The sequence below is a fragment of the Lentimicrobium saccharophilum genome (assembly GCF_001192835.1).
Taxonomy (GTDB): domain Bacteria; phylum Bacteroidota; class Bacteroidia; order Bacteroidales; family Lentimicrobiaceae; genus Lentimicrobium; species Lentimicrobium saccharophilum.
Map to the genome: position 1 here is coordinate 2,812,024 of NZ_DF968182.1, position 12,492 is coordinate 2,824,515.

The window sequence follows — 12,492 nt, forward strand, 5'->3', positions numbered from 1 at the left end:
ATAATAAGTACCAAAATTTTCAATTTTTCTAGTTTAAGTATTCTGGATTGTTATTTCAAGTCATTATTTGCATTAATATCAATATTCACCGAATTTTATTAATTGGCTACAACGGAAAGGCATTTACGCTGTGCGGGGCTTAGTATTCCGTCTGCCCGGTACTGTCGACCCGTTAGGATTGGTGAACAAGAATTGATTGTGATGCTGGGCGTTTTCGGTCTGCCCATAGCTGAAGCCGATTAATGATTTACAGATGAAGTATGCGTGTCTGCCCGCATGGTGTAAATGTTTTTGTTAGGCGTAGTTTATATTTCACTGAATAATCTTTCTTTGTCAGTTGAACTTACATCACCGTAGTCTTGCTTATCAATAATTACAACTTCGTTTTCAAAGCTTCTCAGTTCTTTTGCAATTATTTTAAAATAACCATTTGTTTCAAGTTCCTTTCTCGGCAAATTAAGTCTAGCAGATGCAATGAAGTTTATCTCTTGGCAATATTTAACCAGTCTAGATGCCAAATTTATACACGGGCCTATGCAATCAACTGTACCATTGTTCTCTATTAGTTTAAAGATTGTCCCTTGTGCAATACCGAATTTAATTGTAGCTGGTAAGTCACCAACAGGTATATCCTCGATAAGCTTTTTGTTTATTTTGCTAAAATGGAGTTGTAAATTCCACAATCTATTTATAAGTCTAATTTTGAAATTTGGCTTTGATAAAATTCGATCTTCAGTATCTTCCCAAACGTAAAGCATACCATCGCCCAAAAACTTTCTCATAAATGGTTTGATTTCCAATGCCGGCAATTCCTGAGCAATTTCCTCTGTCCAAAACTCTGTCCCACCCCAAATATTTATTTCTACACAATCAATAATCTGATTTATGTATTCTGTCATGTAATATTGAATATCAGGCTTATTAAAAAACTTAGTGAATCCTGATATGTCAAACACTAATGCCAAGCCAACAGTTGCTCTTTCTGCATCTTTAAAGCCGGAGAATTTGTCTTGAATGCTCATTTGATTTAAGGTTTTAAAATTACGCCTAACGGCCGAGGCTAAACGCTGGCGGGCAGTTTTGAAAATATCTCTTTCCGGCCAGCACAATTTTCATTAAAAGTACAATCTTTCTTCTTACAACCATGAGCCCGATAGCGTTTTAGCCTTTGTTATGGTGCGTTTTTTTTATTTTCAATTTTTGTTCAACCGAATTCCCAATTCTCCTTCTGAAGTAGAGTAAACTTGAGAAAAGTACAATGCTTAAGATTCCGATAGGAAGAATCATTTCGAGAATTTCATAGCTACCGTTTGTCGAAACTCTACTATAAAGGATAAAACCCAAAGTTAATGTTGTAAAATAAAATCCGATCAACATTATTGGATTTGGGTAAATTGTACCAATGATGTAAGTCCTGTTTTGGTGATTGAATTTAGTTCCAGAGAAAAATCCAAGAGCATCGAACGAATGATATCCTCGGAAAAGATTCCATTTTTCCCAAAGTGAAAATTGATTTTTTGATATGTCTTTGCCTCTTAAGATCGTATTTCGATCAAAATATTCTGCCTCATAAATTCTTTCTAGATCATTGTCTAGGTTCAAAGAGCTATATGGATAGAGGTAGAGATAGCTTTTCGCAAAAAATAATTTTCTTATAAACGATTTCATTTCTTTTTTTAAATGCACCATAACGGTTTGGCGCTTGGCGCAGTGGCGGATTTCGGAGCACAAAACTGTCAATACACCACAAAAGTTGATGCGAGGTAGAATATTCAATTAACCACGTCACCCGCCATTGAGCCAAACGGCTGTTAGCAACAGTTTTTCTGTCCTTTGTCATTGTTTACCAGTCAGTTCAGAAATTATTGTCTCTATCTTTTGATTGTATTCGTTAATCTCATTTTGGTATTTGTCTGTGTCTTCGTCAATAGCTTTATAAATAAGTTCGTAACTCTTGATTCTAAGTTCGCAATATTCTTTTAGTTTGGTATTTCTCGCTCTAATTGGTAATGGCAAATCAAGGTCTTTAAAGCTATCAATTAGTTTTATGTTTTCATTCCAATAATAAAGTCCCCTATCCTTAATTTCTGATAGTAATTTTTCGTTCGGTGTTCCTTCGGGTAAATTGTAAACTTCCAACGCCATTGACTCCATTGAAACAAATCGCTCCATTTCCTTATCATATTTTCCAATGTCATTTGGTAAAGATTTGTAAACCGTTAAAGAAGAAATTAACAAAGCAACTGTCAATGCCCCGATAGTCGAGAACTTGATTGCATTATTCTCAAACTGTTTCAAACTAGGAACAAAGCCATAACCAATAATTAGTCCGCTTAATAGTCCGCCAATATGTGCTGCATTGTCAATTCCACTATTAGGTTTTAGTCCATTTAGTATGTTGTAACCTACGAAAACTGCAATACTTGTCAGTAGTGCTTTTTTTACTGATTTGTCAAGCAAGTTGGTTGTCAACAGTGCAAGAAAAACACCATACATACCAAAAATAGCTCCTGAAGCTCCAGCACTGATAGTCAAGTCGTGCCACCACAAACTTGTCATACTAGCTGCAATACCTGAAATTAAATACGCAGCTAAAAATCTTGTCTTTCCCAGATATGGCTCAAGTAAAAGTCCAATGTAAAGCAATGCATACATATTTAATAGCAAATGCAAAATCCCGATATGCAAGAAACAAGCTGTAAATAATCTCCACCATTGTCCTTCTAATGTCATTGGTCGGAAATTGGCTCCCCAGTTTAGTAAGTCTTGGTTGTCTGGTAGAAGTATATGAACTCCTGAAATCAACATTATTACAAAAACGAGAAGATTAATATTTATCAGAATAGGAGATACAAAGTATCCTTCGGTTGGTTTAAATACCGAAAAAAAGTCTGTTATCTTTTCTTTTGTTGTTGATGGTGGTTTGCTTAAAATATCGTCTTCTTTTGAAGCATAGCCTTGCCGAAGTTCTGTAAGTTTTGTTTCAATTTCTTCTTGTGTCAACGCACTTTTTACTTCTTCTAATTTTGAAAGTAATGCTTCAATATTTTTTTTGTTTTTGCCCCAATCTATTATTTGACTTCCGGTGCATTCGCTTTTTATGTTTACAATTCCATTGTCAATTTTAACCGTAATTTCTTCGCTCCAAGAACTCCAAGAAAATTTTGTATAAGCGATAAATCCAGTCTCACTTACGAAACTTACATTCCAGTCAAGTTTGAATGCAGCTTCTATTGCAAAAACTAAAAAATGTTCTTTGTCGAGATTGTCAAGTTGGTAGTCTTGAACGTGTTTAGGTGAAAATCCAAATGCCATATTTCTGTTTGTTATTTATTGGGTTGTCGTCTTTTTAAAATTGGTGCTAACGTTTTGCGTGTTTATGTCAGGCGGGCATAGCACGAACTTATTTATTAACCGCAAGTTGTCCGCCCGCTTGCATAAACACGCTGTTAGGCGCAGTACCTATGAACAAAACACTACATTATTACACTAAAGATTTTACATTTCTTTGCGGTCAAAAACACGAAAGACCAGCACCTGCACTTGGTGAAGATTCATTTAAGAATGACAAGAAATATAAGAAATGTAAAAACTGTCTAAAGAAAATGAAAGGCACAGAACTCGAAAAGTATTGCGCCTAACGTCCGCGTGTATATACAGTGCAGGCTCAGCCTGCTAAAAGTACTTCAAAAAACTCAAACCTGCTCAATCGCATTGGATATACACGCTGTTGTAATACGGCTTCCAACTCAACCTTCAAAATTGACTCAAATCCGAAAAAAGCCAGGATCTCCGTGAATCTTCCATAGATCGTGCCCATCCAGGAAACCACTGCTGTCCGGCCATTATGCGTATTCTGAGAATGTCCCGTATTGGCCTGATCTTCGGTATTTTGCAAAGAAATTCAACTTTTTAAGCTGTATTACAACGTCCGCGTGTATATACAGTGCAGGCTCAGCCTGCTAAAAGTACTTCAAAAAACTCAAACCTGCTCAATCGCATTGGATATACACGCTGTTGTAATACGGCTTCCAACTCAACCTTCAAAATTGACTCAAATCCGAAAAAAGCCAGGATCTCCGTGAATCTTCCATAGATCGTGCCCATCCATGAAACCGCTGCTGTCCGGCCATTATGCGTATTCTGAGAATGTCCCGTATTGGCCTGATCTTCGGTATTTTGCACAGAATTTCAACTTTTTAAGCTGTATTATAACGTCCGCGTGTATATACAGTGCAGGCTCAGCCTGCTAAAGGTACTTCAAAAAACACAAACCTGCTCAATCGCATTGGATATACACGCTGTTATAATACGGCTTCCAACTCAACCTTCAAAATTGACTCAAATCCGAAAAAAGCCAGGATCTCCGTGAATCTTCCATAGATCGTGCCCATCCAGGAAACCGCTGCTGTCCGGCCATAATACGTATTCTGAAAATGTCCCGTATTGGTCTGATCTTCTGGATTTTGCACCGGATTTTATCTTTTTAAGCTGTATTATAACGTCCGAGGCTAAGCGCTGGCGGGCTCTTTGAATACTTATCTATCTGGCCAGCACTATTTCTCAATAAAAGTACAATCTTTCCCCTAATAACCCCGCGCCCGTTAGCGTTTAGCCTTTGTTAGCACATGTACTTTTTTATTTTAATTTTAATTTTTCAACAAGTTCTCCTTCAACAATCACTTTACAATTGATAGTTATAATTCCGTCGTAACCTGTTTCTCTTTTTTCATTTTCTTTTAAAATTGTCAAGCCATGCGGTCCACGGTATTCAGGAAGAATTTTTTGATAAAATTCCTTTTTTGTCATGTATCCATTCTCTGTTGTCTTTGAACAGTCAAAAAATGCAATTCTCTTTTCGTTGAAATTGAATCCATTTGTAAAACTGCCTAATTCACCTTTTTTCATCTCAAATGGAGCAAAGAAAACGCTATCAATATATTGTATTTCAAATTTATTCATCACCGCAGACGTGTCAATTCCGCAACTGTCAGTTTTAAACGATTGCCCAAAAGTCATAAATGCTGCCAACGAAAGAGAAATCATTAATATCATTTTCTGTCTCATATTCTTAGTATATGTGCTAACGTTCAAGGCTAAGAAACGTGCGGATTTAAAATCGCAAATCTTTCTCTCAAGAACGAATTTATATTAAATGTAATCATCTTCATTTAAACGAGATTCCGCATGTTTTCTTAGCCATTGTTGGGCACAGTTGTTCTTTAATTTTTTATGTACATTTCTTTTCCTTTCCCGAGTTCTTGTCCGTTTGCGATGAAGCGGATTCGTTTTTTCGTATTCCTCGGAATCTGGACAATTAAGAATGGAGCTTGAATTGTCGAATCGTTTTCAGTGTCAGAATTGACAAGACTATAGTCGAATACAATCTCAGAGGTGCTTTCTTTAATCTCATTAATTTCAAATTTGTCTAAGCCCTGTTTTTCAGTGTCGATATGAAAAACTTGAACCAGCATTTTCTTCTTGAAAAGCTGTGGGTTAGCTAGGTCGTATTTGTCCCTGAATTCTGTCGGAAGTTGTTCGAGATTAAAATACTTATTGAAACAAACAATCTGATAGTTTTCGAAGGGTGAGTCGTTGCCCTCTGCAATGATTGAGTATTCAATGTTTGAAAAGTTCTGTTCCTGACTAAATGAGTCGAAACTGAAGAATAAAATACCGAATGTGATTAGAAGAATGTCTTTCATAAGTGTCTCATTTTTCCCAATTGTGCCCAACGTTCGAGGCTAAGCGCTGGCGGGCACTTTTGAGAATATCTCATTCCGGCCAGCAGAATTTTCAATAAAAGTACAATCTTTCTCCTTACAACCATGCGCCCGTTAGCGTTTAGCCTTTGTTGTGCACAGGTTATCCTCCTGTCCCTATTGTTATATTTTTCGACATTGTTGATTCGCCAAAGTTTAATCTAATTATATATTCTCCTGATTGAATCCCTGACAAATCAAGTAGTAATACACCAGAACTAACTGTAATAAAACTCTCACCGGATAAAATCTTATCCCCAGTTAGGCTAAATATAGCATAGTTCAAAGTCCCTCTCTGATTACTTAAATAGTTGATGTACAATGCGTAACTATCATACGGCATTGATATATGAAACCCACGTATGGTATCATTTTTACTAAAATCAAATCCAATTGATAATATTGCTGTCCGATTGTATCCGGGGGCCTCTGCATAATAAGATAGTTTTCTAACAGTTGAATCAATAGATATACCAGTTGAATCCATGGCTTTAAAACCCTTTGAATCGATATCATAATAAATCTTTGAGTTATATGGCTCAGTTTTAAATTGCACTTTGTAACTCATTGTGGCCAAACCGGCATAAAGTATGGAATCATTATAATCCATCTCCATTATGTCATCTATTACAACTTTACTGATCTTAATATCAGGTTTGTTATCCTCTTTTTTACAGGATGCTGTAATAAACACCAACACTATCAATAACTTGATTGTAACATTTAAGATTTTCATATTTATTTGAATTAATGGTTTTCTGTTAAATTAACTTGTGCACAACGTGCCGCAGCTATGCCCAGTAGCCGTTTTGCGGGGTTCGTTTCTGTCCAAAGATACAATGTTACTGCGGGGTACGCTGTTTCAAGTTGCTCTTTCATAGGCTATTGGGCATAGGTGCTGTTAGGCGCTGGCATTTTTATCTAATTCTTTTTAACTTTTTCATTTAAGATATTTGAAAATTCTTTTAATTCTCTTGCAGAAAAACTAAACAATCTTCTAATAGTTCTTCCGTTTTTTCTTTTAATTACTATCCAGTTTAGGTTAAATATCATTGTCTTTATTTTATAATCATTAATGTTTTCAAATGCAATTCCAAACTCATTTTTTAAAATTGGATGACGTAGCATTTCTTTGAAAACAATTACATCATGGTAAACAATTGTCTTAAATAGTTTAATCGGCCAAAAGGGAAATAACGCAAGAAGGGTTGATATAAGCACTAAAAAAAAATAAAACCATAAGGAACTCATATCGATTTCTTTAAAATATTCTAATATCTGAAATGAACTTAAAAAAATTACTAACCATAATCCAATGGTTAAAATATTCCTAAAACAATTTTTAAATTCAAAAAGAGGTTCTTCCATTTTAGAAATTTCTTTAAAATGAACATCTATGCTTGCGCCTAACGAGTGCATACCCGTGACTAATCCAGGTAATTTAATCAACTTTTAAGATTAGCCTTAACATATTGTCATTCAGGAATAAAATCCAAAAATCACGGATACTCTTCTTATTTTTAAACGCTTATAAGCGCTTGAAATCGCAAAATTATATACGCAACTCAGGCCCAAATGTATAGCATTAAAGGAAAAAATGCAATAAGCGATAGTAAATTACATAAACACAATAGCCATTCAGAAGCGCTGTGAATACCTTTTTCACAAATAAAAAAGGCTGGACAACTTCCAACCTTTTGTAATTGTAAATTATGAAAAATCTGACGCAAAGTGTACACCATTTGCGTACATGTTAAAAAATCAGAGGTTATTGTATCTGACTTTCAATGGATTGCATCCTTTTTTGTAGCCCCGATAGGAATCGAACCTATATTTAAAGTTTAGGAAACTTCCGTTCTATCCATTGAACTACAGGGCCATGGTTAACGGGCTGCAAAAATAAACAATATTTAAACATCATGCAAGCGCTTATAAGGCGCTTTATATTTTTCAGAAAATTAAGCATATAATCATGCTTTTCAGCCTTCCGTTGCCCAACAATCCCTATTTTTGTCCCCTCATTTTCATTCTATTAACTATGAAAAAGTCCCTCGCCTTTCTGTTGCTGCTTATTTCCGTCACAGCCACCGCACAGTTTGAAAAACATTTCTACAACAAAACCCTGCGTATCGACTATATGCATGCCGGTACCGCCGGTTCGGATGTTTATGCGCTCGATGAACTGATTGAAGAACCGTACTGGGGGGGATCAAGAACGAACCTGGTTTGTCCTTTTGATTACGGCAACTATAAATTCACGGTTACCGATACAGCCTCCGGCGAAATTATTTATTCAAAAGGCTATTCCAGCCTGTTTGCCGAATGGCAGACTACCGCGGAAGCCAGGGAAACGCGCCGGGCCTATCCCGAAAATGTCGTTATGCCCTATCCAAAAAAGCCGGCAATCGTGGATTTTTACAAAAGAAACCGCGATGGTCAATGGGAAAAGCAGTTTACCCTCAACATCGACCCGAAGAGCTATTTCATCAAAAAAGAACGGAGGCATGAGTTTTCGTTCTTTATGGTAAATGAGGCCGGAAAACCTGAAACCTGCCTCGACATTGTCTTTATTCCCGAGGGTTACACCGCTGAAGAAATGGATAAATTCAAAGCCGACAGCCGGCGGTTGGCTGACTTTCTGCTTCAGTGCAAGCCATTCGACGAATACCGGGGAAATATCAATATTTATGGTGTAGAAGCTGTATCGGCCGAAAGCGGGGCAGATATCCCCGGCAAGGACATCTGGAAGAAAACCATCCTCAACAGTAACTTTTACACCTTCGACATTGAGCGTTATCTCACGACCTATGATATGAAAAGCGTGCGCGATGTAGCCGCCAATGTCCCCTACGACCACATCTGCATCATCGCCAATTCCCAGGTATACGGAGGAGGGGGTATTTACAACCACTACGCCCTTTTTACCAGCGACAATCCTTTTGCCAATTATGTTTTTGTGCATGAGTTCGGCCACAGTTTTGCCGGACTGGGAGATGAGTATTACAATTCCGAAGTGGCTTATGAAGATTTCTATAACCTCAGCATAGAACCCTGGGAACCGAATCTGACCACCCTGGTTGATTTCGATACGAAATGGAAGGATATGGTACCGGAAGGAACCCCCGTTCCGACCCCGGCGGGAGATAAGAACAAATATCCTGTGGGCGCTTACGAAGGAGGAGGATATATGACGAAGGGCATCTTTCGTCCGGCGCATGACTGTACCATGAAATCATTGTCCTATAACAATTTCTGTCCGGTATGCCAGAAAGCCATCAGGGAAATGATGGAAATTTATATCCGTTGAAAGGAAATGCAAAAAACTACGGGAGCTGCCTGAAATTATGCCTGAAAAAAGCACACCTATAATTTTCATGCGGATGCATCCGGTCAACATTTACTGACTTTTTACAGAGGGAACCTGAAACATTGAAAACGGAAGTTGATTTTTCAGATCTGGGACTGATAGAATATGGCGCTGCCTGGCATTTGCAGGAGAGGCTTTTCTCCCGCATCATCGGTCAGAAAAGATCAGGGGTTTTCCCCACGGATAATTACCTGCTTTTTTGCGAGCATCCGCATGTATACACCCTCGGGAAAAGCGGTTCGGAATCGAATCTGCTGCTTGACATGATTCAGTTAAAGGCTAAGGATGCCACTTTTTATCATACCAACCGGGGTGGCGACATCACCTACCACGGACCGGGTCAGATTGTCGGCTATCCGGTGCTGAATCTTGAACCCATTGTTAATGGCGCCCGGGAATATGTCGGAAAAATGGAGGAAGCCATTATCCGGACCCTCTCCCGTTACGGCCTGGCTGCCGAAAGACTGGCCGGCGCTACCGGGGTCTGGCTGGATACAGAGTTCCCTGAAAAAACAAGAAAGATTTGCGCCATCGGCGTCAGGACCAGCCATTGGGTCAGCATGCACGGCTTTGCCTTTAATGTAAATACCGACCTTAACTACTTCAATTACATAAATCCCTGCGGCTTTACCGACAAAGCAGTTACCTCTTTGTCAGCCGAACTCAGAAGCCATGTGAATATCGACGAGGTAAAAAAACTGCTGGCATCAGAACTGGCGGAAGTTTACGGGCTGAAATTAAGGGAATTGCCACACGGATTACTTTTAACCGATTAATTATGAGTGACATAAAATCAATTTGTGTATTTTGCGGTTCTTCTCCCGGAGCTTTAACCGAATACAGCTCGGCCGCACGCGAACTGGGCCGCTTGATGGGCCTTCAGGGACTTACGCTTGTTTACGGAGGCAGCAACATCGGGCTGATGCGCGTAATTGCCGATGCCTGTATGGCCAACGGGGGGCACGTGATCGGGGTGATGCCTCACGGGCTGATTGACCGGGAAGTGGCTTACCGTGATCTGAAGGAATTCCATGTTGTAGCCTCAATGAGCGAACGAAAGGAGAAAATGGCAGCACTATCAGATGCTTTCATTGCAATGCCGGGAGGAATCGGCACACTGGATGAGATTTTTGAAGCCATGTCGTGGAACCAGCTTGAAATCATGGACAAGCCCATCGCCCTGCTGAATACTGCCGGTTTTTACAACGACCTCGTTAAGTTTCTCGACCACGTTACCCACCAGAAGTTTGTCAGACCTGAGCACCGGAACAACCTTATTGTGCATGAAGATCCTGCCACGCTGATCGCCGGCATTCGCAATCACGTAAACCAGAAAGTGGACAGTAAATGGATCGATGACCTGAAATCGGAGACGGCAAAACGGCTGTAATCAGCCTAAAATTTTATTGTTATCCTGACCGGTTGCATCAGAAAGCCGGTTGACAAAATCAGCGATCTCCCTGCTGTTCTGGTCCATCATGCACCTGAAGTGCCCTTTCGGACATTTTTCAAAACCGATCTTGCTGCAGGGCCTGCAGCTCAGGTTTCTCACCTCCGCTACAAGATGGGGTTCTCCGGCTTTAAGATAGGGATACATCCCAAGTTCGGGAACGGTATTTCCCCATACCGAGACCACCGGCTTATGAAATGCCGCGGCAATGTGCATCAGCCCGGTATCGTTCGAAACCACGGCCACCGCCTGCTTAACGAGCGAGGCCGACTGCATCAGGCTGAACACTCCGCAGGCATTCAGAACTCCGGAGCCCAGTGCTTCCGCGACAATCCCTGCCCTTTCCCTGTCTTCGGGGCCGCCGAGCAACACCACAGGCAGGCGGAGCAACCGGCAGACCTCAATCATCTTTTCTGCCGGTAATATTTTGGTTTTGTGCCGGCCCCCGGTCACCAGGGCCACATAACCGGTACGAAATTGCTCCGGCAGCCGACCAGTATCAACTTCGTCTCCTTCAGGTATATAAAACTCCAAACCTTCTCCGTCCCCGGACACCTTCAGCCTTGCCGCGGCTTTGAGGTAGCGGTCAACTATATGTACATCCGGCATCACCCGGAGTTTAAGCCTTACCAGTAGCCATTTGCGCAGATTGAGTTTGTTAAACCGGCTGAAAGGCCTGCCCAGCGCGAGAATCACCTGCCAGGAACGCAGGTTGTTGTGCAGGTCGATGATGAAATCGTAACGATGGCTCCGGAGCTCCGGGAGCGCTTCCCCTACTGTCTTCCGGATGGTGATAACTTTATCGATGCGCGGATTGGCTTGCAGCACCGGGGCATAGGCTTCCTTGGTCAGGAAGTGGACTTCCGCACCTGGCAATTGCCGTTTTACCGCCCTTACCACCGGAGAGGTAAGCACGATATCACCAATAGAACTGAACCGGACGATCAGGATTTTTCGGGCCATCGGGCAATGCAATGTTCAGAAAAGCAAAAGTAATACAAATGCACAGATTAGCCCGTACCAGTTTCACCGGGTGTTGCATCCTGTTCACATCACAAGCAACTTGCCTCCGGGGAGACTGACTTCTTTACTGCTATAAACATTTATCTTTGCAGCATGATTTTTACAGACACCCACACCCATCTTTACCTGGAGGAGTTTGACCAGGACCGCCGCGAAGTTATCGAAAAGGCGTCCGGCGCAGGCGTCAAATACATGATGCTGCCCAATATCGACAGCACCTCCATATCCACTATGCTTGCGCTGGCTGATGAGTTCCCCGGCAACTGCTTTCCCATGATGGGCCTGCATCCCACATCTGTGAAGGAAAATTTCAGGGAAGAACTGGCTATTGTTGAAAAGCAGTTACAGGGCCGGAAATTCTACGGAATAGGTGAGTGTGGTATAGACCTTTACTGGGACAAGACCTTCGCAAAAGAACAGGAGTTTGTATTCAGGCATCACATTGAACTGGCGCTTTCATTCAACCTGCCGTTGATTGTGCATATCCGGGAATCGTTCAATGAGGTGATCCGGATACTCAAGGATGTTAACCAACCTGAACTCCGCGGTATTTTCCATTGCTTCTCCGGAAGTCCCGAGCAGGCAAAACAGGCCACCGGGCTGGGTTTCAGCCTGGGGCTCGGCGGGGTGATCACATTTAAGAACAACAGGATGCAGGAAACACTGAAACATGTTGATATGAAACATCTTGTGCTTGAGACCGACGCCCCCTTCCTGGCGCCCATGCCTTATCGCGGCAAGCGGAATGATCCGTCCTACATTCCAATTATAGCTGAAAAAGTGGCAGAGATAAAGGGTATCAGTCCAGAAGAGGTGGCCCGTAATACAACAGAAAACGCCAGGAAGCTTTTCCGTTTCGATTAAGAACCGGTTTCATGTGGTAACATACC

11 protein-coding genes and 1 tRNA gene are annotated in these 12,492 nt (G+C 40.9%); 4 read left to right on the forward strand and 8 right to left on the reverse strand.

Going from position 1 to position 12,492, the window contains the following annotated elements:
- Nucleotides 1-305 precede the first annotated feature (305 nt).
- From TBC1_RS10810 to TBC1_RS10855, 7 genes are all read right to left on the reverse strand, one after another.
- Complete coding sequence (locus tag TBC1_RS10810) at nucleotides 306-1,022, reverse strand: hypothetical protein (RefSeq protein ID WP_062042058.1); 717 nt, start codon at nucleotides 1,020-1,022, stop codon at nucleotides 306-308.
- Nucleotides 1,023-1,836: 814 nt separating this feature from the next.
- The gene (locus TBC1_RS10820; RefSeq protein WP_062042064.1) at nucleotides 1,837-3,315 is read right to left on the reverse strand and encodes a rhomboid family intramembrane serine protease; all 1,479 of its coding nucleotides are present in this window, start codon (nucleotides 3,313-3,315) and stop codon (nucleotides 1,837-1,839) included.
- Between the two features lie 1,323 nt (nucleotides 3,316-4,638).
- Nucleotides 4,639-5,067, reverse strand: coding sequence for a hypothetical protein (locus TBC1_RS10835; protein WP_137305591.1), 429 nt, complete (start codon nucleotides 5,065-5,067; stop codon nucleotides 4,639-4,641).
- A 155-nt stretch (nucleotides 5,068-5,222) separates the two neighbouring features.
- The gene (locus tag TBC1_RS10840) at nucleotides 5,223-5,705 is read right to left on the reverse strand and encodes a hypothetical protein (protein WP_062042076.1); all 483 of its coding nucleotides are present in this window, start codon (nucleotides 5,703-5,705) and stop codon (nucleotides 5,223-5,225) included.
- A 160-nt stretch (nucleotides 5,706-5,865) separates the two neighbouring features.
- Nucleotides 5,866-6,498, reverse strand: coding sequence for a hypothetical protein (locus TBC1_RS10845; RefSeq protein ID WP_062042078.1), 633 nt, complete (start codon nucleotides 6,496-6,498; stop codon nucleotides 5,866-5,868).
- A gap of 185 nt (nucleotides 6,499-6,683) precedes the next feature.
- Complete coding sequence (locus tag TBC1_RS10850) at nucleotides 6,684-7,211, reverse strand: hypothetical protein (protein WP_137305593.1); 528 nt, start codon at nucleotides 7,209-7,211, stop codon at nucleotides 6,684-6,686.
- A gap of 358 nt (nucleotides 7,212-7,569) precedes the next feature.
- A tRNA-Arg gene (locus TBC1_RS10855) sits at nucleotides 7,570-7,641 on the reverse strand.
- Nucleotides 7,642-7,800: 159 nt separating this feature from the next.
- Here TBC1_RS10855 and TBC1_RS10860 point away from each other — a divergent pair.
- From TBC1_RS10860 to TBC1_RS10870, 3 genes are all read left to right on the forward strand, one after another.
- The gene (locus TBC1_RS10860; protein ID WP_062043005.1) at nucleotides 7,801-9,069 is read left to right on the forward strand and encodes a M64 family metallopeptidase; all 1,269 of its coding nucleotides are present in this window, start codon (nucleotides 7,801-7,803) and stop codon (nucleotides 9,067-9,069) included.
- Nucleotides 9,070-9,191: 122 nt separating this feature from the next.
- Complete coding sequence (gene lipB, locus TBC1_RS10865; protein WP_062042084.1) at nucleotides 9,192-9,905, forward strand: lipoyl(octanoyl) transferase LipB; 714 nt, start codon at nucleotides 9,192-9,194, stop codon at nucleotides 9,903-9,905.
- 2 nt (nucleotides 9,906-9,907) lie between these two features.
- Entirely contained in the window at nucleotides 9,908-10,519 is a 612-nt protein-coding gene (locus TBC1_RS10870; RefSeq protein ID WP_062042087.1) for an LOG family protein, read from the forward strand.
- On the opposite strand, the gene TBC1_RS10875 is transcribed toward TBC1_RS10870, so the two are convergent.
- The gene (locus TBC1_RS10875; RefSeq protein WP_062042091.1) at nucleotides 10,520-11,542 is read right to left on the reverse strand and encodes a glycosyltransferase family 9 protein; all 1,023 of its coding nucleotides are present in this window, start codon (nucleotides 11,540-11,542) and stop codon (nucleotides 10,520-10,522) included.
- Nucleotides 11,543-11,695: 153 nt separating this feature from the next.
- On the opposite strand from TBC1_RS10875, the gene TBC1_RS10880 reads away from it, so the two are divergent.
- Nucleotides 11,696-12,466 (forward strand): TatD family hydrolase, encoded by a 771-nt coding sequence (locus tag TBC1_RS10880; protein ID WP_062042094.1) that lies wholly within the window; start codon nucleotides 11,696-11,698, stop codon nucleotides 12,464-12,466.
- Nucleotides 12,467-12,492: the final 26 nt, after the last annotated feature.